Source organism: Pantoea sp. NPDC088449 (assembly GCF_044753225.1).
Lineage (GTDB): Bacteria > Pseudomonadota > Gammaproteobacteria > Enterobacterales > Enterobacteriaceae > Pantoea > Pantoea floridensis.
The window spans coordinates 17,173-37,814 of record NZ_JBIVMT010000003.1 but is presented as its reverse complement, the minus strand read 5'-3'; the positions used below and the strand labels follow the sequence as shown (position 1 = coordinate 37,814).

The 20,642-nt window shown below is 53.0% G+C and carries 19 protein-coding genes; 15 read left to right on the top strand and 4 right to left on the bottom strand.

What is annotated here, in order from left to right; translation table 11 throughout:
- Positions 1–24: 24 nt before the first annotated feature.
- From ACIP6T_RS14735 to map, 4 genes are all read right to left on the bottom strand, one after another.
- Positions 25–417 carry a DUF3461 family protein gene (locus tag ACIP6T_RS14735; protein ID WP_097094878.1) on the bottom strand — a complete coding sequence of 131 codons (393 nt, stop codon included), beginning with the start codon at positions 415–417 and terminating at the stop codon, positions 25–27.
- 293 nt (positions 418–710) lie between these two features.
- The gene (gene dapD, locus ACIP6T_RS14730; protein ID WP_049851491.1) at positions 711–1,535 is read right to left on the bottom strand and encodes a 2,3,4,5-tetrahydropyridine-2,6-dicarboxylate N-succinyltransferase; all 825 of its coding nucleotides are present in this window, start codon (positions 1,533–1,535) and stop codon (positions 711–713) included.
- A 133-nt stretch (positions 1,536–1,668) separates the two neighbouring features.
- Positions 1,669–4,323, bottom strand: coding sequence for a bifunctional uridylyltransferase/uridylyl-removing protein GlnD (gene glnD / locus ACIP6T_RS14725; protein ID WP_097097593.1), 2,655 nt, complete (start codon positions 4,321–4,323; stop codon positions 1,669–1,671).
- 75 nt (positions 4,324–4,398) lie between these two features.
- Positions 4,399–5,193 carry a type I methionyl aminopeptidase gene (map, locus tag ACIP6T_RS14720; RefSeq protein ID WP_097094877.1) on the bottom strand — a complete coding sequence of 265 codons (795 nt, stop codon included), beginning with the start codon at positions 5,191–5,193 and terminating at the stop codon, positions 4,399–4,401.
- A 319-nt stretch (positions 5,194–5,512) separates the two neighbouring features.
- On the opposite strand from map, the gene rpsB reads away from it, so the two are divergent.
- The 15 genes from rpsB (at position 5,513) to rnhB (ending at position 20,623) form a co-directional block, all read left to right on the top strand.
- Positions 5,513–6,232, top strand: a complete 720-nt coding sequence (rpsB, locus tag ACIP6T_RS14715; RefSeq protein ID WP_007893898.1) for a 30S ribosomal protein S2 — start codon at positions 5,513–5,515, stop codon at positions 6,230–6,232.
- 179 nt (positions 6,233–6,411) lie between these two features.
- Positions 6,412–7,263, top strand: coding sequence for a translation elongation factor Ts (gene tsf / locus ACIP6T_RS14710; protein WP_097094876.1), 852 nt, complete (start codon positions 6,412–6,414; stop codon positions 7,261–7,263).
- 154 nt (positions 7,264–7,417) lie between these two features.
- Complete coding sequence (gene pyrH / locus ACIP6T_RS14705) at positions 7,418–8,143, top strand: UMP kinase (protein WP_007893903.1); 726 nt, start codon at positions 7,418–7,420, stop codon at positions 8,141–8,143.
- Between the two features lie 143 nt (positions 8,144–8,286).
- Positions 8,287–8,844 (top strand): ribosome recycling factor, encoded by a 558-nt coding sequence (gene frr, locus ACIP6T_RS14700; RefSeq protein ID WP_097097592.1) that lies wholly within the window; start codon positions 8,287–8,289, stop codon positions 8,842–8,844.
- Positions 8,845–8,964: 120 nt separating this feature from the next.
- The gene (gene ispC / locus ACIP6T_RS14695) at positions 8,965–10,167 is read left to right on the top strand and encodes a 1-deoxy-D-xylulose-5-phosphate reductoisomerase (protein WP_176519198.1); all 1,203 of its coding nucleotides are present in this window, start codon (positions 8,965–8,967) and stop codon (positions 10,165–10,167) included.
- Positions 10,168–10,333: 166 nt separating this feature from the next.
- The gene (gene ispU, locus ACIP6T_RS14690; RefSeq protein WP_097094874.1) at positions 10,334–11,086 is read left to right on the top strand and encodes a (2E,6E)-farnesyl-diphosphate-specific ditrans,polycis-undecaprenyl-diphosphate synthase; all 753 of its coding nucleotides are present in this window, start codon (positions 10,334–10,336) and stop codon (positions 11,084–11,086) included.
- Between the two features lie 18 nt (positions 11,087–11,104).
- Positions 11,105–11,962: a phosphatidate cytidylyltransferase gene (cdsA, locus tag ACIP6T_RS14685; RefSeq protein ID WP_400457968.1), complete on the top strand. Its 858-nt coding sequence runs from the start codon at positions 11,105–11,107 to the stop codon at positions 11,960–11,962.
- Positions 11,963–11,974: 12 nt separating this feature from the next.
- Positions 11,975–13,324 (top strand): sigma E protease regulator RseP, encoded by a 1,350-nt coding sequence (rseP, locus tag ACIP6T_RS14680; RefSeq protein WP_345827236.1) that lies wholly within the window; start codon positions 11,975–11,977, stop codon positions 13,322–13,324.
- Positions 13,325–13,375: 51 nt separating this feature from the next.
- Complete coding sequence (gene bamA, locus ACIP6T_RS14675; RefSeq protein WP_345829928.1) at positions 13,376–15,787, top strand: outer membrane protein assembly factor BamA; 2,412 nt, start codon at positions 13,376–13,378, stop codon at positions 15,785–15,787.
- 95 nt (positions 15,788–15,882) lie between these two features.
- A complete protein-coding gene (locus tag ACIP6T_RS14670) occupies positions 15,883–16,383 on the top strand; it encodes an OmpH family outer membrane protein (RefSeq protein WP_097094870.1) in 501 nt (166 codons plus the stop codon).
- Positions 16,384–16,386: 3 nt separating this feature from the next.
- On the top strand, positions 16,387–17,412 hold the full coding sequence (lpxD, locus tag ACIP6T_RS14665) for a UDP-3-O-(3-hydroxymyristoyl)glucosamine N-acyltransferase (protein WP_097094869.1): 1,026 nt from the start codon (positions 16,387–16,389) through the stop codon (positions 17,410–17,412).
- Between the two features lie 192 nt (positions 17,413–17,604).
- Positions 17,605–18,060 (top strand): 3-hydroxyacyl-ACP dehydratase FabZ, encoded by a 456-nt coding sequence (gene fabZ, locus ACIP6T_RS14660; protein ID WP_007893924.1) that lies wholly within the window; start codon positions 17,605–17,607, stop codon positions 18,058–18,060.
- A gap of 3 nt (positions 18,061–18,063) precedes the next feature.
- Entirely contained in the window at positions 18,064–18,852 is a 789-nt protein-coding gene (gene lpxA, locus ACIP6T_RS14655) for an acyl-ACP--UDP-N-acetylglucosamine O-acyltransferase (protein ID WP_097094868.1), read from the top strand.
- Positions 18,853–18,855: 3 nt separating this feature from the next.
- Positions 18,856–20,004 carry a lipid-A-disaccharide synthase gene (gene lpxB / locus ACIP6T_RS14650; RefSeq protein WP_097094867.1) on the top strand — a complete coding sequence of 383 codons (1,149 nt, stop codon included), beginning with the start codon at positions 18,856–18,858 and terminating at the stop codon, positions 20,002–20,004.
- Positions 19,997–20,623 carry a ribonuclease HII gene (gene rnhB / locus ACIP6T_RS14645; protein WP_097094866.1) on the top strand — a complete coding sequence of 209 codons (627 nt, stop codon included), beginning with the start codon at positions 19,997–19,999 and terminating at the stop codon, positions 20,621–20,623. Before lpxB ends, rnhB begins: the two co-directional genes overlap by 8 nt.
- The last annotated feature ends 19 nt before the right edge of the window (positions 20,624–20,642 follow it).

Below are 20,642 nucleotides of genomic sequence, written 5' to 3'. Positions count from 1 at the left end.
GGCCTCTTATCAAACACGCTAAAATCAACGACCGTTGCGAGTCAGCTGGTCGAGGTCAGATTCGATCTCCGCGATCTTATTTGACACGACGCTTTCCAGATGACGCAGATCCGCCAGAATTTTACGTTTCAGATCCACTTCAACCTGATCGCGCTGGCAAATCTGGTCCAGCTCATCAATCACATAACGCAGGTTCGGGCTGATTTCCTGCACTTCTTTGTAACCCTGGCTGGTGTGATCGGCGACGACGGTTTTGCGCTGACGCGGATATTTGAATTTCACGCTTTTCGCGAAGAATTCACCTTTGTCTTTGCGGAAGTAGATTTTAAGAATGTCGTTGTTAGCTTCCTGACGCAGGCTGTAACGGTCGATGTCGTCAGGGTTGCTGATACCTAAGCTTTTCAGGTTGTCGTACATAGCGTTTATATTCCATCTAAGAGTGGGTGAGCGCGCAGGACTATCATCATCATTCGGGATGCTGCAGAAACGCGGCAACCGGAACGCTTACGGCATACTTAATCAACTGTAGACACAAAAACCGGGATGAACAGTGCGCGACCGGAGTTAACTTGGCGCGGATTATGAACTGTTTGAAAAATAAACGCACGGGTTAATTCGCGGCGCGAAACAGGTAATTCAGGTGGAAGTGTAAACAAATGATTACGGGCCTGAATACAGGCCCGTTAGGAAGATTTTAAGGCAGGATAAACTTAATCGATGCTGCGCAGCAGTTCGTTAATGCCTGTTTTGCTGAGGGTTTTAGCATCCACTTTCTTCACAATGACTGCGCAGTACAGGCTATAGCTACCATCTTTCGATGGCAGATTGCCGGAAACCACCACCGAACCCGCCGGTACGCGGCCGTAATGCACTTCGCCGGTTTCGCGGTCAAAGATTTTGGTACTCTGGCCGATGTAAACACCCATTGAAATCACTGAACCTTCTTCAACGATCACGCCTTCAACGATTTCTGAGCGTGCGCCAATGAAGCAGTTATCTTCGATGATGGTTGGATTTGCCTGCAACGGCTCCAGTACGCCACCGATGCCTACGCCGCCAGACAGGTGGACGTTTTTACCGATCTGCGCACATGAACCCACGGTTGCCCAGGTATCTACCATGGTGCCTTCATCGACGTACGCACCGATGTTGACGTAAGACGGCATCAGCACGGTGTTACGTGCGATGAATGCGCCCTGACGCACGGCAGCCGGTGGCACAACGCGGAAACCGGCGTTTTTGAAGCGCGCTTCGTCCCAGCCGGCAAATTTCATCGGCACTTTGTCGTAGAAACGGGTTTCAGAACCTTCCATCACCTGGTTATCGTTAATGCGGAACGACAACAGCACTGCTTTCTTCAGCCACTGATGCGTTACCCACTCACCGTTGATCTTTTCAGACACGCGCAGTTCACCGCTATCCAGCAGGCCGATAACCTGGTTGATAGCATCACGGGTTGCACCGTCTACGCTAGATGGCGTGATGTCGGCGCGGCGCTCAAAGGCAGATTCGATAACGCTCTGTAACTGTTGCATATTTATTTCCTGATTCTGTCATAGCGGATGTCCGTAAATGCGGACATGATTAAAATATCTACCCTAAATCATTCAAGCTGCAGGTCAAGCGAGGAAAGCCAACGCACCTGCAACGTGAATGATATTTGCCAGGTCAGAGTTTATCGTTTGGATTAAGGGCTTCTGTCAACCTCTGTTGCAACACATCGCGCATTTCGACCCCCAGCGCACGCCGCTCGCTATCGGCCAGGATGAAAAGATCCTCAACCCGCTCACCAATTGTACTGATGCGCGCACCGTGCAGCGATACACCCAAATCGGCGAACACTTCTCCCACGCGCGCCAGCAAGCCAGGCTGATCGAGTGCGACTAACTCCAGATAGCTGCGGCGATCGGTATGCGTCGGCAGAAAATTCACCTCGGTATCCACGCTGAAATGCTTGAGACGCGCTGACTGACGGCGCGTACGCGGCGGCACCCACTCAGTTTGCGTAATGGCTTGCTCCAGCGCGTGAATGATCATTGGATGACGGTCAGCGGCCAGCGGGCTGCCATCGGGCTCCAGCACGATAAAGGTATCCATCGCCATGCCGTCGCGGCTGGTAAAGATTTGCGCATCATGCACGCTGAGGTTGCGACGATCTAATTCGCCAGCCACCGCCGCAAACAGGTGCGGGCGATCCGGGCTCCAGATAAAGATTTCGGTGCCGCCGCGCGTGGCCTGCGGACTCACCAACACCAGCGGTTTGTTGAGATCGTGATGAATTAAATGACGCGCGTGCCAGGCGAGCTGATTCGGCGTGTGGCGCAGGAAATAGTCGGCGCGGCAGCGGCTCCAGATATGGTGCAGGCGCTCTTCGTCGAGGTTTTCCATGCGCAGTAGCGCCAGCGCTTGCAGCCGATGGTGACGTACCCGCTCGCGCAGATCCGGGCTATTTTCCATACCGCGACGCAGCTGTTTTTCGGTGGCAAAGAACAGCTCGCGCAACAGGCTCTGTTTCCAGCTGTTCCACAAGCTTTCATTGGTGGCGCAGATATCAGACACCGTCAGGCACGCCAGATAACGCAGACGGTTTTCGTTTTGCATCACTTCGGCGAACTGCTGAATTACGGTCGGATCCTGAATGTCGCGACGCTGCGCGGTGACCGACATCAACAGATGATGGCGTACCAGCCAGGCAACCAGCTGCGTTTCACGGGAGTTCAGGCCATGTAATTCGGCGAAATCCAGCGCATCCTGCGCGCCGAGAATCGAGTGATCGCCATTGCGGCCTTTGGCAATATCATGCAGCAGCGCGGCCATCAGCAGCAGTTCCGGCTGTGGCAGACGCGGCCAGAGTTCTACGCACAGCGGATGCATCGGTCGCGTGGCTTCATCGGCAAAGCTCTCCAGCTTCTGCAGCACGCGAATGGTGTGTTCATCAACGGTGTAAGCGTGGAACAGATCGAACTGCATCTGGCCGACGATATTGCCCCACAGCGGCGTATAGGCCCACAGTACGCTATGACGATGCATCGGCACCAGGGCGCGCTTGACTGCGCCGGGATGACGCAGTATCGCCATAAAGGTTTCACGCGCTTCAGGAATATGGCACAGCGGCTGTTTCAGATGGCGACGCGCATAGCGCAGCTGGCGCAGGGTGGTGGAGTAAATGCCTTTGATGTTTTCGTTACGCACCATCACGTAAAACATGCGCAGGATGGCTTGCGGTTCGCGCTCAAACAGCGAGGGATCGCGCAGATCGATTAAGTCACCGCGAATCTGGAAGTCATCATCAAGGTTGCGTGGTTTCTCGGTGGTCGATAGCGCCAAAATGGCCTCATCAAACAGCTGCAGCAGCATTTGATTGAGTTCGCCAATGCGGCGCGTAACGCGGTAAAAGTCCTTCATCATGCGCTCAACCGGCTCGTTGACTTCGCCCAGGTAGTTGAGACGTTGAGCTACGGTTAGCTGACGATCGAACAGCAGGCGATTGTCATAGCGCGGCAGCGTTAAGTGCAGCGCAAAACGAATGCGCCACAGGAACTCCTGACACTCATTGATTTCATTGCGTTCCGCTTCGGTGATAAAGCCGAAACCAACCATCTCATCCATGGTGGTGGCACCAAAGTGACGACGCGCCACCCATTGCAGCGTGTGAATGTCGCGCAGGCCGCCCGGGCTGCTTTTGATGTCGGGTTCGAGGTTATAGCTGGTGCCGTGATAGCGCTGGTGGCGTTCCTGCTGCTCTTCAATTTTGGCAGCGAAAAAGCGCGACGATGGCCAGAAACCATCGCTAAAGATATTCTTTTGCAGCTCGAGAAACAGCGCCACGTCGCCCGTCAGCATGCGCGATTCGATCAGATTAGTGGCGACGGTGAGATCGGATAATCCTTCCAGCAAGCACTCTTCTAACGTGCGCACACTGTGGCCGACTTCCAGCTTCAGATCCCACATCAGCGTTAACAGTTCACTGGTGCGCTGTGCCGCAGCGTCGTCCAGCGGTTGACGACTGAGGATCAGCACATCAATGTCAGAGAGCGGATGCAGTTCACCGCGGCCATAACCGCCTACGGCAACCAGCGCGATCTCTTTCAGCCGATCAAAACCAAAGAAGCGCCATAGGCGACGGAGTAAGCGGTCAATAAACAGGGTGCGCGCATCGATCAGGGATTCGATATCGGTGCCCGCATCAAACGCGCTACCGAGATGCTGGTGGAATTGCTCAAGATACTGTTTGAGCTTGTCGCGCGTCAGGGCTTCATCGGGCCAGCTGGCGGGGGAATCGGTCAGGCCTTTGTGTACTGCTTCGGTCACGCTACCACTCATCAACATGCCTCTTCATTACGCGTCAAACATAAAAAAGGCCGGCTATGAGCCGGCCTGGTACTGTCAGGGAGATGATTACGCGACGTTTTCGAGCACCGCTGGAATGGTGTCGTCTTCACGCAGCGTCAGAATCTCACAGCCGTTTTCTGTGACCACAATAGTATGCTCATACTGCGCGGACAAGCTGCGATCTTTGGTTTTCACGGTCCAGCCATCCTTCATGGTGCGGATGCGGTAATCACCGGCATTGACCATCGGTTCGATGGTGAAGGTCATACCTGCTTGCAGCACCACGCCGCTGTCGTCCGCATCGTAATGCAGCACCTGCGGTTCTTCATGGAAGCCTTTGCCGATACCGTGACCGCAATATTCGCGCACCACCGAGAAATCCTGCGCTTCCACATACTGCTGAATGGCACGACCGAGCTCGCGCAGGCGAATCCCCGGTTTTACCAAACGCAGCGCGATATACAGACTTTCCTGCGTGACGCGACACAGGCGCTCGCCCTGAATGGTCGGTTTACCGACGATAAACATCTTTGAGGTGTCGCCGTGATATTCATCTTTGATCACCGTGACATCGACGTTCACGACATCGCCATCTTTCAGCACGCGATCGTCACTCGGAATACCGTGACAGACCACTTCATTCACGGAGATACAGACTGATTTCGGGAAGCCGTGATAACCCAGGCAAGCGGAAATGGCCTGTTGCTTCTGCGTGATATGTTCGTGACAGAGGCGGTCAAGTTCACCGGTGGTAACACCAGGCACCACGTGCGGCGCAATCATCTCAAGCACTTCAGCGGCAAGACGGCCCGCGACGCGCATTTTTTCGATTTCTTCAGGGGTTTTAATTGAAATAGCCATTAAATTAATCCGCAATCGTCGAAATTTTCGACAATAATGAGTTCTGTGGCAAACATGTTAGCAGCCAGCAAATGGGCTGCCAAATGGGGATTGTCTGCGCCTCTCGCCGCTAACTACTATTGGCGTATTACTGCGCATTGTGGTATAAAGCGCGCCGACGATTCTCTGTCGCCAGGTTATTGGCTGGCAGGAAACGCATAAAACTCATTATGTGTACTAAAACACACATGTATCGACACATACGCCGGGGTGCCTTGAAAGAGGTCGGTCGTATGGGATACATGGAGGCCCAACCCCAAATCAAACTTTAGAGGTAATCATGGCAACTGTTTCAATGCGCGACATGCTCAAGGCTGGTGTTCACTTTGGTCACCAGACCCGTTACTGGAACCCGAAAATGAAGCCATTCATCTTCGGCGCACGTAACAAGGTTCACATCATCAACCTCGAGCAGACTGTGCCAATGTTCAACGACGCTCTGGCTGAGTTGAAAAAGATCTCTTCCCGTAAAGGTAAGATCCTGATCGTTGGTACTAAGCGCGCTGCTGCCGAAGCGGTAAAAGAGTCAGCTCTGAGCTGCGACCAGTTCTTCGTAAACCATCGCTGGTTGGGTGGTATGCTGACTAACTGGAAAACCGTTCGTCAGTCAATCAAACGCCTGAAAGATCTTGAGTCTCAGTCTCAGGACGGTACTTTCGACAAACTGACCAAGAAAGAAGCGCTGATGCGCACTCGCGAACTGGCCAAGCTGGAAAACAGCCTGGGCGGTATCAAAGACATGGGCGGTCTGCCGGATGCACTGTTCGTTGTTGACGCTGATCACGAGCATATCGCTATCAAAGAAGCAAACAACCTGGGTATCCCAGTATTTGCTATCGTTGATACCAACTCTGATCCAGACGGCGTTGACTTCGTTATCCCAGGTAACGACGATGCGATCCGTGCTGTAAGCCTGTACCTGACTGCCGTTGCCACTACCGTGCGCGAAGGCCGTTCACAGGATCTGGCTGAGCAGGCTGAAGAAGCTGCTGAAGCTTAATAAGGTTCGCTCTTTCTAAGAGCCCTTAGACATCAGATGTTATCTGTTAAGGGGGCCGTTCAGGCCCCTTTATTTTATCTAAGTCTGTCACGCTCACATTTGAGAGCGGGGCAGAGTAAATTTCCGCAACAAGTTTCTGACAGTGTGTGAACACACAGAGACGAATCGAGGATTCTGGAATGGCTGATATTACCGCTGCATTGGTAAAAGAACTGCGTGAGCGTACTGGCGCAGGCATGATGGACTGCAAAAAAGCGCTGACTGAAGCGAACGGCGACATCGAGCTGGCAATTGAGAACATGCGCAAATCTGGCGCAATCAAAGCTGCTAAGAAAGCAGGCAACGTAGCTGCTGATGGCGTGATCAAAACTAAAATCGCTGACGGCTACGCGGTAATTCTGGAAGTAAACTGCCAGACTGACTTCGTTGCTAAAGATGGCGGTTTCCAGGCATTTGCTGACAAAGTTCTGGATGCAGCAACTGCTGGCAAAGTTACCGATGTGGAAGCTCTGAAAGCGCAGTTCGAAGAAGAACGCGTAGCGCTGGTTGCGAAAATCGGTGAGAACATCAACATCCGTCGTGTTGCTATCCTTGAAGGTGCTGAGCTGAACAGCTATCAGCACGGCGCACGCATCGGTGTCGTTGTTTCTACTACCGGCGCTAACGAAGAGTTGAGCAAGCAAGTCGCAATGCACATCGCTGCAAGTAAGCCAGAATTCGTTAAGCCAGAAGACGTGTCTGCTGATGTGGTTGAGAAAGAGTACCAGGTTCAGCTGGACATCGCCATGCAGTCTGGCAAGCCAAAAGAGATCGCAGAGAAAATGGTTGAAGGCCGCATGAAGAAATTCACCGGCGAAGTTTCTCTGACCGGTCAGGCTTTCGTTATCGACCCAAGCAAAACTGTTGGCCAGGCGTTGAAAGAGAAAAACGCTGACGTCATCAACTTCATCCGCTTCGAAGTGGGCGAAGGCATTGAGAAAGTTGAATCTGACTTCGCAGCAGAAGTTGCTGCAATGTCCAAACAGTCTTAATGGTCTGAAAGAACCGCCAAAAGGCGGTTCTTTTTTGCCTGCAATTTAGTACAGCACTTTCAGTCTCATCCCAATAGCTTTTCTCGCGTGCTTTACGGATGATCGACCAGATTTTATTTCTCCTTTTCATCATATCTTCCAGGAAGAATCGACCATGGCGACCAACGCAAAACCTGTATATCAACGTATCCTGCTAAAACTGAGTGGCGAAGCACTGCAAGGTGCCGAAGGTTTTGGTATCGACGCGAGCGTGCTTGACCGCATGGCGCAAGAGGTGAAAGAGCTGGTTGAACTGGGCATCCAGGTGGGTGTGGTTATTGGTGGCGGTAACCTGTTCCGTGGCGCAGGTCTGGCACAGGCCGGAATGAACCGTGTGGTCGGCGACCATATGGGCATGCTGGCAACGGTAATGAATGGCCTGGCAATGCGTGATGCGCTGCACCGTGCGTATGTCAATGCGCGTTTGATGTCGGCGATTCCACTGAATGGCGTGTGCGACAACTACAGCTGGGCAGAAGCGATCAGCCTGCTGCGTAATAACCGCGTCGTTATCTTTGCGGCCGGTACCGGCAACCCGTTCTTTACCACTGACTCTGCAGCCTGCCTGCGCGGTATCGAAATCGAAGCCGACGTGGTACTGAAAGCCACCAAAGTAGACGGCGTCTACTCTGAAGATCCGGTAAAAAATCCGGATGCAACGCTGTACGATCAGCTGAGCTATGCAGAAGTGTTGGATAAAGAGCTTAAAGTGATGGATCTCGCGGCGTTTACGCTGGCGCGTGACCATAAACTGCCTATCCGCGTCTTCAACATGAACAAGCCTGGTGCGCTGCGCCGCGTAGTGATGGGTGAAAAAGAAGGCACCCTGATTACGCATTAATACCCGACGCAGGTTAAAATAAGGTATATTCTTTTGCCGCGATGCTCTGTCATCGCGCAGCAATTAGGATGATCGATGTTTATCGATACCGCTTCCGGTTAGCCCGGAAATGGCCAGGTCAAACCGAATCCAAGGGTTTCAACGTGATTAACGACATTAAAAAAGATGCAGACACGCGCATGGAAAAGTGTGTGGATGCATTCAAAAACACCATCAGCAAAGTGCGCACCGGTCGTGCTTCGCCTTCACTGCTCGACGGCATTATGGTGCCTTACTACGGTACACCTACGCCGCTGCGTCAGGTGGCTAGCGTCACGGTAGAGGATTCACGTACGTTGAAAATCAACGTATTTGATCGCTCGCTGAGCGCCGCGGTAGAGAAAGCCATCATGTCTTCTGATCTGGGCCTGAATCCAAGCTCGGCCGGTAGCGACATTCGTGTGCCGCTGCCAGCGCTGACGGAAGAGCGTCGTAAAGATATGATCAAGATCGTCCGTGGCGAAGCTGAGCAGGGTCGTGTATCTGTCCGTAACGTCCGCCGCGACGCGAACGATAAGATCAAAGCGCTGCTGAAAGACAAAGAGATCAGCGAAGACGACGAACGTCGTTCGCAGGACGAGATCCAGAAAATGACCGATGCGCACATCAAAAGTGTGGATGCGGCATTGGCCGAAAAAGAAAAGGAACTGATGGATTTCTAACGCCATCATCTTCTTTTTAAAAACGCCGTTCAGAGACGAGATGTATTCGACTCTGGCGGCGTTTTACATTGTGTCCGGCGCTGTTGCGGTCACAGTCCACGACTTCACAGGGATAGCATGATGAAGCGATTAACTTTGCTGGGATCGACCGGCTCAATTGGCACCAGCACGCTGGCAGTGGTTGCCGCGAATCCTGAGCTGTATCAGGTGACTGCGCTGGTAGCCGGCCAAAATGTGGCATTGATGGCTGAACAGTGCCAGCAATTCCAGCCACGCTATGCCGCGATGTCTGATGAGGCGTCCGCACAGGCGCTGCGTGAGCGACTGAAAGCACTCAACGTGAATACCGAAGTGCTCTCCGGCGTTCAGGCCGCGTGCGAACTGGCTGCGCTAGATGAGGTGGATCAGGTGATGGCAGCGATTGTTGGCGCCTCGGGTCTGCAACCTACCCTGGCGGCGATTCGCGCCGGTAAAACCGTGCTGCTCGCCAATAAAGAATCGCTTGTCACATGCGGCCGCCTGTTTATGGAGGCAGTGCGCCAACATCAGGCACAATTGCTGCCGGTGGATAGCGAGCACAATGCCATTTTTCAGAGTTTACCCGCTTCCATACAGCATCAGTTGGGGTACGCTGATCTGCGGGGGAATGGCATCGAGTCGATTCTCCTTACGGGATCGGGTGGTCCTTTTCGTGACACGCCATTAGCGGATTTAGCCGCGATGTCGCCAGATCAGGCATGTGCGCATCCGAACTGGTCAATGGGACGAAAAATCTCCGTTGATTCGGCCACCATGATGAATAAAGGTCTTGAATACATTGAAGCCCGCTGGCTATTTAATGCAACTGACGCGCAGATGGAGGTCATCCTGCATCCGCAGTCCGTTATCCATTCGATGGTGCGTTATTGCGACGGCAGTGTACTGGCGCAACTCGGTTCACCGGATATGCGAACGCCAATAGCGCACAGCATGGCTTGGCCAGCACGTATCTCTGCGGGCGTAACGCCGCTCGACTTCACTCGAATGAAGTCGCTGACGTTTGCCGAACCGGACTACGAGCGCTATCCCTGCCTGAAGCTCGCGATTGATGCCTGTGCCACAGGTCAGGCCGCTACGACGACGCTGAATGCAGCGAATGAAGTGGCGGTTGCGGCTTTTCTGCAGCACCAGATTCGCTTTACCGACATTGCCGCCATCAACAGCGAAGTGCTGGCATCTCTGACGTGTCAGGAGCCTGGCAGCATTGACGAGGTGATGGAGATTGATCGGTTAGCGCGCGCGCGTGCCAATGAATTGTTACCGCGCTTTCGTTTAGCAGGTTGATAGTTCCCGCTATTTGTTCGCTCTGGGTGAAAATGGTATAGTCGCTCGCTCGCGTTTCACAGCCCGACATTGTTTCGATGTCATCCGGTGTGTTTACCGGAGTTTGCTGCAGGCGCAATGTATTCAGAAACCACAGCATTTCTGATGAAAGGAATTATTACGCGTTATGTCGTCCAACAATCACAATACAATCGATGACGAGTCGTACTGCACGCCACGTCACGTGGCCATCATTATGGATGGTAATGGTCGCTGGGCAAAAAATCAGGGCAAACTGCGTATTTCAGGCCATAAAGCCGGGGTAAAATCAGTACGTCGGGCTGTTAGCTTCGCGGTCAGTCATAAACTGGAAGCGCTTACGCTGTATGCGTTCAGCAGTGAAAACTGGAGCCGTCCGGTTCAGGAAGTGACAGCGTTAATGGAGCTGTTTGTTTGGGCGCTCGACAGCGAAGTCAAAAGCCTGCACAAACACAATGTGCGTCTACGCATTATTGGTGATATCAGCCGTTTCAATAACCGTATTCAGGAACGCATTCGCCGCGCCGAGGAACTGACTCAGCAAAATAATGGACTAACTCTTAACATTGCTGCCAATTATGGCGGCCGTTGGGATATTATCCAAGGTGCCAGAAAACTGGCTGAACAGGTGCAGGAAGGTTTGCTGCGGCCTGACCAGATTACCGAAGAAAGCCTGGCTCCGTATCTATGCATGCAGGAGCTGGCGCCAGTGGATTTAGTGATAAGGACCGGGGGAGAGCATCGGATTAGCAACTTCCTGCTGTGGCAAATCGCCTATGCTGAGTTTTGGTTTACCGATGTTCTTTGGCCTGATTTTGATGAACACGTTTTTGAAGGTGCACTGAATGCATTCTCTACGCGGGAGCGACGCTATGGCGGTACTGCACCAGGCGGCGCCTAAGCAATTTGGGGGTAACCTTTGCTGAAGTCTCGTCTGATCACCGCGTTAATTTTGATTCCGCTGGTGATCGCTGCACTGTTCTGGTTACCGCTGTACGGTTTTGCGATCACCACCATCATCATCTGTATGCTTGCTGCCTGGGAATGGGGGCAGCTGGCGGGTATGAAGACGCGCCAGCAGCGTATCTGGCTGGCCGTGCTATGCGGCCTGTTGTTGTCCGCAATGCTCTTTAGCCTGCAACCCTATCAACGCAATCTGCACCAATTCCAGTTGGAAGGCTCGCTTTGGGCCGCGCTGGGATGGTGGATTGTCGCGCTATTTTTAGTGCTGTTCTATCCCGCCTCTGCGGCGCTGTGGCGCTCATCGCGTCCGCTGCGTCTGCTATTTGGTCTCCTCACCGTGATCCCCTTCTTCTGGGGAATGATGGCGCTGCGTCAGTATCATTACGATACCGATCACTTCGCCGGTGCATGGTGGCTGCTGTTCGTTATGTTCATTGTCTGGGGCGCCGACTCCGGTGCTTATATGTTCGGTCGTTTGTTTGGCAAACATAAACTGGCACCTAAAGTCTCACCGGGTAAAACCTGGGAAGGTTTCTTTGGTGGCCTCCTGTCGTCTGCCCTTATTGCCTGGCTGTTTGCGCTATTAGCGCCACTGTCGATCGCGCCAGGCACGCTGATTATCTGCGCCGTGATTGCCACGCTGGCTTCGGTACTGGGCGACCTTACGGAAAGCATGTTCAAACGTGAAGCGGGCATTAAAGACAGCGGTAACTTGATCCCGGGGCACGGTGGTATCCTCGATCGTATTGATAGCCTGACTGCTGCGGTGCCGGTATTTGCCTGCCTGCTGCTGTTGGTGTTTCGCACCCTCTGAGGATAACAGGCGATGTTGAGTATACTTTGGAGTTTTGCCGCCTTTATCGTGGCGCTGGGCGTGCTAATTACGGTGCACGAATTTGGCCATTTTTGGGTCGCGCGCCGTTGCGGCGTCAAGGTTGAACGTTTCTCGATTGGCTTTGGTAAGGCGCTGTGGCGTCGCACCGATCGTCAGGGCACTGAATATGTTATCGCGCTGATCCCCCTTGGCGGCTACGTCAAAATGCTGGATGAACGCGTTGAGAGCGTCCCCGCTGAACTTCGTCATCAAGCCTTCAACAACAAAACGGTGCTGCAGCGCGCTTCTATCATCGCAGCCGGTCCTATCGCTAACTTCATTTTTGCCATTTTCGCTTATTGGGTCGTTTTCATCCACGGCGTGCCGGGTGTACGCCCAGTGGTAGGTGAAATTCTGAACGGTTCCGTTGCCGCTGAAGCGCAAATTACCTCTGGCATGGAACTTAAAGCGGTAGATGGTATCGAAACGCCTGATTGGGATGCTGTGCGTATGGCGCTGATCGGCAAAATCGGTGACAGCGACGCCACGCTTACGGTCTCGCAATTTGGTGAAGAAGCTACGCAGCAAAAGCAATTAGATTTACGCGAATGGCAGTTTGAACCAGATAAACAGGATCCGGTGGTTGCTTTAGGTATTCGTCCACGTGGGCCGCAGATCGAAACGACCTTAGCTGAAGTTCAGGCAAACTCACCGGCAAGCAACGCTGGTTTGCAAGCGGGCGATAGGATCGTTAAAGTCGATGGTCAGCCATTGTCACAGTGGCAGGCTTTTGCGGCACAGGTGCGGGATAACCCGGGCAAAAACATGGCGCTAGATATTGAGCGCAACGGTGAACCTGTGGCGTTGACGCTGACGCCGGAAGCGAAACCGGGCAAAGAAGCGGAAGGATTTGCGGGAGTTATACCGCGCGTGATTCCGCTGCCCGATGAGTACAAAACGGTAAGGCAGTATGGACCTTTTGCGGCGATCGGCGAAGCCAGTGTAAAAACCTGGCAGCTGATGAAGCTGACAGTTTCCATGCTGGGCAAGTTGATAATCGGGGATGTGAAGCTGAATAATCTGAGCGGGCCAATTTCGATTGCGCAAGGTGCCGGGTTATCAGCAGAGTACGGGGTGATTTATTACCTGATGTTCCTGGCGCTCATCAGCGTCAATCTGGGCATCATTAACCTGTTCCCTCTGCCGGTTTTAGATGGTGGTCATCTGCTCTTTCTGGCGATCGAAAAGATCAAAGGTGGACCGGTGTCCGAGCGAGTTCAGGACTTTAGTTATCGCATTGGCTCAATTTTGCTGGTGCTGTTAATGGGGCTTGCACTTTTCAATGATTTCTCTCGTTTGTAATAGCTGGAACGCATACAGGCGCGGGATGTGTTAGGAAAACGCATAACAACGATGGCGATGAAAAAGTTGCTCATAGCGTCGCTGCTGTTTAGCAGCGCCACCGTTTACGGTGCAGACGATTTCGTAGTGAAGGACATTCATTTCGAAGGTCTACAACGAGTCGCCGTCGGCGCGGCTCTGCTCAGCATGCCGGTACGCGTCGGTGATACGGTGAATGACGATGATGTCAGAAATACCATTCGCTCACTGTTCGCCACCGGTAACTTTGAAGATGTGCAGGTTCTGCGTGATGGTACAACCCTGATTGTTCAGGTGAAAGAACGTCCAACCATTGCCAACATCACTTTCTCCGGCAACAAAGCGGTGAAAGAAGATCAGCTGAAACAGAATCTTGAGGCTTCTGGCGTTCGCGTCGGCGAAGCGCTGGACCGCACCACGCTCTCTTCTATCGAGAAGGGGCTGGAAGATTTCTATTACAGCGTCGGTAAATACACCGCCAGCGTCAAAGCGATTGCCACGCCGCTGCCGCGTAACCGCGTTGATCTGAAATTCGTCTTCCAGGAAGGCGTTTCAGCGCAGATCCAGCAGATCAACATCGTGGGTAATAAAGCGTTTAGCTCTGACGAACTGATTTCGCGCTTCTCACTGCGCGATGAAGTGCCATGGTGGAACGTGGTGGGCGATCGTAAATACCAGAAGCAGAAGTTAGCAGGCGATCTCGAAACCCTGCGCAGCTTCTATCTGGATCGCGGTTATGCGCGTTTCAACATCGATTCTACCCAAGTGAGCCTGACGCCAGATAAAAAAGGCATCTACATCACCGTCAACATTAACGAAGGCGATCAGTACAAAATTGCCGGCGTGATCGTGAACGGCAGCATGGCAGGGCACTCGGCGGAAATCGAACAAATGACCAAAATTCCATCGGGCGAGCTGTATAACGGCACTAAAGTCACCCAGATGGAAGATGACATTAAGAAATTGCTGGGTCGCTACGGTTACGCCTACCCGCGTGTCGTGACGCAGCCAGAAATTAACGATGCTGATAAAACCGTCAAGCTGCATATTAACGTGGATGCGGGCAACCGTTACTACGTGCGTAAAGTGCGCTTCGAAGGTAACGACACCTCAAAAGATTCCGTACTGCGCCGTGAAATGCGTCAAATGGAAGGTGCCTGGTTGGGCAGCGACCTCGTTGATCAGGGTAAAGAGCGTCTGAACCGTACGGGTTACTTCGAAACCGTCGATGTGGATACGCAACGCGTGCCGGGTGCGCCCGATCAGGTTGACGTGGTCTACAAGGTGAAAGAGCGTAATACCGGTACCTTTAACTTTGGTGTCGGTTACGGTACTGAAAGCGGGGTGAGCTTCCAGGTAGGTGTGACCCAGGAAAACTGGCTCGGCACCGGTAACACCGTGGGCATCAGCGGTACTAAGAACGATTACCAGACCTATGCTGAATTCTCGCTGACCGATCCGTACTTTACGGTCGATGGCGTGAGTCTTGGCGGTCGCCTGTTCTATAACGACTTCAAAGCGGATGACGCCGATCTTTCTGACTATACCAATAAAAGTTATGGCCTTGACGGGACGCTGGGCTTCCCGGTCAACGAAAACAATACGCTGCGCGTGGGTTTAGGCTATGTACATAACGACCTGTCCAATATGCGTCCTCAGATCGCAATGTGGCGTTATCTTGATTCAGTAGGTCGTCATCAGGGCTTGAATGATGACGGTGATTTCTCTGCAGATGACTTCACCTTCAACTACGGTTGGACGTACAACACCTTAGACCGCGGCTTCTTCCCTACGCGCGGTAACCGCACCAACCTGAACGGTAAAGTGACCATTCCAGGCTCCGATAACGCGTTCTACAAAGCGACATTGGACAGCCAGCAATATGTGCCGCTTAACCGCGATGGCACATGGGTGGTGTTAGGCCGTGGTCGTGTTGGATATGGTGACGGACTCGGTGGAAAAGAGATGCCGTTCTATGAGAACTTCTACGGCGGTGGTTCGAGCACGGTTCGTGGCTTCCAGTCCAATACCATTGGTCCTAAAGCAGCGTACCTGAACGATCATTCTTCTACCTGTAATCTGACTGACCCGAACGGCGTTTGTAAGTCGGATGATGCGGTAGGGGGTAACGCGATGGCGATTGCCAGCCTTGAGCTGATTACGCCAACGCCATTCCTGAGCGAGAAGTACGCGAACTCTGTACGTACCTCGGTGTTTATGGATGCCGGTACCGTTTGGGATACCAAATGGCAGAATACCGCAGAAACACGTGCTGCGGGTGTGCCAGACTACAGCGATCCAAACAACATTCGCGTCTCTGCCGGTGTGGCACTGCAGTGGATGTCGCCGTTGGGACCGCTGGTCTTCTCGTACGCCCAGCCAATGAAGAAAGTCGAGGGAGACAAGTCAGAGCAGTTCCAGTTTAACATTGGTAAAACCTGGTAAAGCTCTGAGCAGGGAAGTGAAAATACCGTCTTGCAGGCGTGTCGCTTAATAAGATGACACGCTGCAAACACACACGTTGAGGTAAGGAGTTTATAGTGAAAAAGTTGTTCTGTGCCGCTGCTCTGGGTGTTGCATTAGCTGCTTCTGCGGGTGCCCAAGCGGCTGATAAAGTTGCTGTTGTTAACCTGAGCCAGGTCTTCCAGCAGTCTCCACAGCGTGCCGCTGTTGCTAAGCAACTTGAGGGTGAATTCCAGAGCCGCGCCTCTGACCTCCAGTCTCAGCAGCAAAAGATCCAGCAAGAGATTCAGGATCTGCAGCGTAACGCATCGACCATGAAAGCAAGCGATCGTACGAAGAAAGAGAAGCAAATTTCTTCTGAGCGTGCTGCCTTTGAACAAAAAGCGCAGGCTTTTGACAAAGACAACCAGACTCGTCAGATGCAAGAACGTAACAAGCTGCTGGCTAAAATCCAGACAGCCGTTCAGTCTGTAGCGAAAAGCGGAGGATACGATCTGGTGCTGGACTCTCAGGCCGTTCTGTACTCTTCATCTGATGCTAAAGACATCACTGCTGACGTTGTTAAACAGGTTAAATAATTGATGTCATCAATTCGACTGGCTGATTTAGCCCAGCAGTTGGATGCAGAATTGCACGGAGATGGCGATATCGTCATCTCCGGCATTGCTTCTATGCAATCCGCCACAACTGGCCAAATCACTTTTCTTGCAAACAGCCGCTACCGCGAGCAGCTCGCTACTATTCAGGCTTCAGCCGTGGTGCTGACGGAAGCGGATCTGGAGTGGTGTAAAACGGCCGCCCTGGTGGTAAAAAATCCTTACTTAACTTATGCCCGCATGGCACAACTGCTGGACACAACGCCGCAGCCCGCGCAGAATATCGCGCCCAGTGCGGTGATCGATGCAACTGCTAAGCTGGGTAGGAATGTTTCGGTGGGTGCGAATGCGGTGATCGAGTCCGGCGTTGAGCTGGGTGACGACGTCGTTATTGGCGCAGGATGTTTTGTGGGTAAGCAGACGCGTATCGGTCGTGGTTCACGCTTGTGGGCTAACGTCACCCTTTATCACGAAATCCAGATTGGTCAGGATTGTCTGATTCAGTCCGGCACGGTCATCGGTGCCGATGGTTTCGGGTATGCTAACGATCGCGGTAACTGGGTGAAAATTCCGCAGCTGGGTACCGTAGTGATTGGTGATCGGGTGGAAATTGGCGCCTGTACCACCATTGATCGCGGCGCACTGGATAACACTCTGATCGGCAATGGTGTTATCATAGACAACCAGTGTCAGATTGCGCACAACGTTGTGATTGGTGATAACACCGCGGTTGCTGGTGGTGTGATCATGGCGGGTAGTCTGAAGATTGGACGTTACTGTATGATTGGCGGCGCCAGCGTCATTAACGGCCATATGGAAATCTGTGACAAAGTGACCGTAACGGGCATGGGCATGGTAATGCGCCCCATCACAGAACCAGGGGTATACTCGTCGGGTATTCCACTGCAACCCAACAAAAGCTGGCGTAAAACAGCAGCGCTGGTGATGAATATCGATGACATAAGCAAACGCTTAAAAGCCATCGAACGTAAGGTCGGCAAAGACGACTAAACGCATCCCACGCTATTCGCTTTCATAATAAAAAGCGTACTTTCTTTCCGCTCAGGGCAACCCGAACGCGGCAGCAGGTATCTTAGGTAAGCGAAACGCCCCCGAACTGATTTGCGGCCTGCGGAAGATCATTTTGATCGGTGCAGGCCGTGTTATTGTTGCCATCAGATTTTTTAGGACAGGAAGAGTATTTTGACTACTGAAACGCATACTCTGAAAATTGAAGAGATTTTAGAACTGCTGCCACACCGCTATCCTTTCTTGCTGGTTGATCGCGTGCTGGATTTTGAAGAGCATAAATATCTGCGCGCGGTGAAGAACGTTTCTGTTAACGAACCGTTTTTCCAGGGACATTTCCCTGGTAAGCCGATTTTCCCAGGCGTTCTGATCCTGGAAGCGATGGCGCAAGCGACCGGTATTCTGGCGTTCAAAAGCGTTGGCAAACTGGAACCCGGCGAACTCTATTACTTCGCCGGTATCGATGAAGCCCGTTTCAAACGTCCGGTTGTCCCGGGCGATCAGATGATCATGGAAGTGACATTCGAGAAAACCCGTCGTGGCCTGACGCGCTTTAAAGGCGTGGCAACCGTTGATGGCAAAATTGTCTGTGAAGCGACCATGATGTGTGCCCGTAGCCGGGAGGCATAATAAGTGATTGATTCAACCGCCAATATCCATCCCAGTTCTGTCATTGAAGAAGGTGCCGTCATCGGTGCCAATGTTCATATCGGCCCGTTTTGTTTTATCGGCGCTCATGTGGAAATTGGTGAAGGGACAGTACTTAAATCGCACGTAGTCGTAAACGGCCATACGCGAATCGGTAAAGACAATCAGATCTACCAGTTTGCTTCCATTGGTGAAGTGAATCAGGATCTGAAATATGCCGGTGAACCCACGCGCGTTGAAATTGGCGACCGCAACCGCATCCGCGAAAGCGTCACGGTTCATCGTGGCACGACTCAGGGCGGTAATGTGACGAAGATTGGCAGCGATAATCTGCTGATGGTGAATGCTCACATCGCGCATGATTGCGTGATTGGCAACCGCTGCATCTTTGCTAACAATGCTACGCTGGGTGGGCACGTTACCGTTGATGATTTCGCTATTATTGGCGGCATGACAGCGGTTCACCAGTGGTGCACCATTGGTGCTCACGTGATGGTTGGCGGTTGTTCAGGCGTCGCGCAGGATGTACCACCGTACGTCATTGCGCAGGGCAATCACGCAACGCCGTTTGGGATCAATATCGAAGGTCTGAAGCGTCGCGGCTTTAGCAAAGAAGCGCTGCATGCCATTCGCAATGCTTACAAGCTGCTGTACCGCAGCGGCAAAACGTTGGATGAAGTGAAGCCAGAGATTGAAGAGCTGGCGAAACAACACAGCGAAGTGCAACCTTTCTATGACTTCTTTGCTCGTTCAACGCGTGGATTGATTCGTTAATCCATGTCATCGCGTCCTCTAACGATTGCCTTGGTCGCCGGAGAAACCTCCGGCGATATTCTTGGTGCAGGCCTCATCCGTGCGTTAAAAGCACGCCATCCTGATGCTCGCTTTGTTGGCGTGGCCGGCCCGCTGATGCAAGCCGAAGGCTGCGAAGCCTGGTATGAGATGGAAGAGCTGGCGGTGATGGGCATTGTCGAAGTTTTGGGGCGCCTGCGCCGCTTGCTAAAAATTCGCCGCGATCTAACGCAGCGCTTTAGTGAACTCAAGCCCGATGTTTTCGTCGGCATTGATGCGCCGGATTTCAATATTACGCTGGAAGGCAATCTCAAGCGCGCGGGCATTCGCACGATTCATTACGTCAGTCCTTCCGTATGGGCGTGGCGTCAAAAGCGCGTGTTTAAAATTGGCCGCAACACCAATCTGGTGCTGGCCTTTTTGCCGTTTGAAAAAGCTTTCTATGACCGCTTTAACGTACCGTGCCGCTTTATTGGTCACACCATGGCCGATGCGATGCCGTTGCAGCCTGATAAGCTGGCGGCACGCCGCGAATTAGGCATCGCGGATGACGCGATTTGCCTTGGTTTGCTGCCGGGCAGCCGCGGTGCTGAAGTTGAAATGCTCAGCGCCGATTTTCTGCGCGCCGCACAGCTGCTTCGCCAGCGTTATCCGACGCTGGAAATCGTCGTGCCGCTGGTGAACGTCAAGCGCCGCGAACAGTTCGAGCAGATTAAAGCGGAGGTTGCACCGGAACTGCCGATGCATCTGCTGGATGGTAAAGGTCGTCAGGCGATGCTGGCCAGTGATGCCGCTATTCTTGCCTCCGGGACTGCCGCGCTAGAGTGCATGCTGGCAAAATGCCCAATGGTGGTCGGCTATCGCATGAAACCGTTTACCTTTTGGCTGGCAAAACGCCTGGTGAAAACACCGTATGTTTCGCTGCCTAATTTGCTGGCGGGCCGCGAACTGGTGAAAGAGCTGCTGCAAGATGAATGCCAGCCTGAAGCCCTGGCTGCAGCGCTGGAGCCGTTGTTGCATGCCGGACCTGAACGCGAAGCGCTGCTGAACACGTTCACCGAACTGCATCAACAGATTCGCTGGAATGCCGACGAGCAGGCGGCGGATGCGGTGCTGGAGATCATCAATGGCTGAATTTATCTATCCCAACGCCCAGCTCATTGCAGGCGTTGATGAAGTCGGGCGCGGCCCACTGGTGGGTGCCGTCGTAACGGCTGCGGTGATTCTCGATCCCGCCAACCCAATTGTAGGGCTGGCGGACTCAAAAAAGCTCTCCGAGAAGCGCCGTTTAGCGCTGTATGACGAGATCAAAGAGAAGGCGCTGGCATGGAGTCTTGGCCGTGCTGAACCTGAAGAGATCGATCGGCTCAATATTTTGCACGCTACCATGTTAGCGATGCAGCGCGCGGTGGCGGGTTTACCCATCGTGCCGGATTTTGTGCTGATTGATGGCAACCGCTGTCCGGCATTATCCATGCCATCGCAGGCGGTGGTGAAGGGCGATAGTCTGGTGCAAGAGATTAGCGCGGCTTCGATTATCGCCAAAGTCACGCGCGATCGGGAAATGGCCGAGCTGGATCTGCTGTTCCCTCAATATGGTTTTGCGCAGCACAAAGGTTATCCTACTGCGCTGCACATGGAAAAGCTGACGCAGCATGGCGCCACACCTCACCATCGTCGCAGCTTTGCGCCGGTGCGTAATGCCCTGATTGATGCCGACGTGCTGGCCGCGCGCCAGCCAACTACGCTTTAATAGCCTGACGCTGTTTTAA

Excerpts from the sequence above, each read along its gene's own strand:
- ACIP6T_RS14735 (WP_097094878.1), bottom strand. The coding sequence starts at position 417 with ATGTACGACAACCTGAAAAGCTTAGGTATCAGCAACCCTGACGACATC.
- dapD (WP_049851491.1), bottom strand. The coding sequence starts at position 1,535 with ATGCAACAGTTACAGAGCGTTATCGAATCTGCCTTTGAGCGCCGCGCC.
- glnD (WP_097097593.1), bottom strand. The coding sequence starts at position 4,323 with ATGAGTGGTAGCGTGACCGAAGCAGTACACAAAGGCCTGACCGATTCC.
- map (WP_097094877.1), bottom strand. The coding sequence starts at position 5,193 with ATGGCTATTTCAATTAAAACCCCTGAAGAAATCGAAAAAATGCGCGTC.
- rpsB (WP_007893898.1), top strand. The coding sequence starts at position 5,513 with ATGGCAACTGTTTCAATGCGCGACATGCTCAAGGCTGGTGTTCACTTT.
- tsf (WP_097094876.1), top strand. The coding sequence starts at position 6,412 with ATGGCTGATATTACCGCTGCATTGGTAAAAGAACTGCGTGAGCGTACT.
- pyrH (WP_007893903.1), top strand. The coding sequence starts at position 7,418 with ATGGCGACCAACGCAAAACCTGTATATCAACGTATCCTGCTAAAACTG.
- ispC (WP_176519198.1), top strand. The coding sequence starts at position 8,965 with ATGAAGCGATTAACTTTGCTGGGATCGACCGGCTCAATTGGCACCAGC.
- ispU (WP_097094874.1), top strand. The coding sequence starts at position 10,334 with ATGTCGTCCAACAATCACAATACAATCGATGACGAGTCGTACTGCACG.
- rseP (WP_345827236.1), top strand. The coding sequence starts at position 11,975 with ATGTTGAGTATACTTTGGAGTTTTGCCGCCTTTATCGTGGCGCTGGGC.
- bamA (WP_345829928.1), top strand. The coding sequence starts at position 13,376 with ATGGCGATGAAAAAGTTGCTCATAGCGTCGCTGCTGTTTAGCAGCGCC.
- lpxD (WP_097094869.1), top strand. The coding sequence starts at position 16,387 with ATGTCATCAATTCGACTGGCTGATTTAGCCCAGCAGTTGGATGCAGAA.
- lpxB (WP_097094867.1), top strand. The coding sequence starts at position 18,856 with ATGTCATCGCGTCCTCTAACGATTGCCTTGGTCGCCGGAGAAACCTCC.
- rnhB (WP_097094866.1), top strand. The coding sequence starts at position 19,997 with ATGGCTGAATTTATCTATCCCAACGCCCAGCTCATTGCAGGCGTTGAT.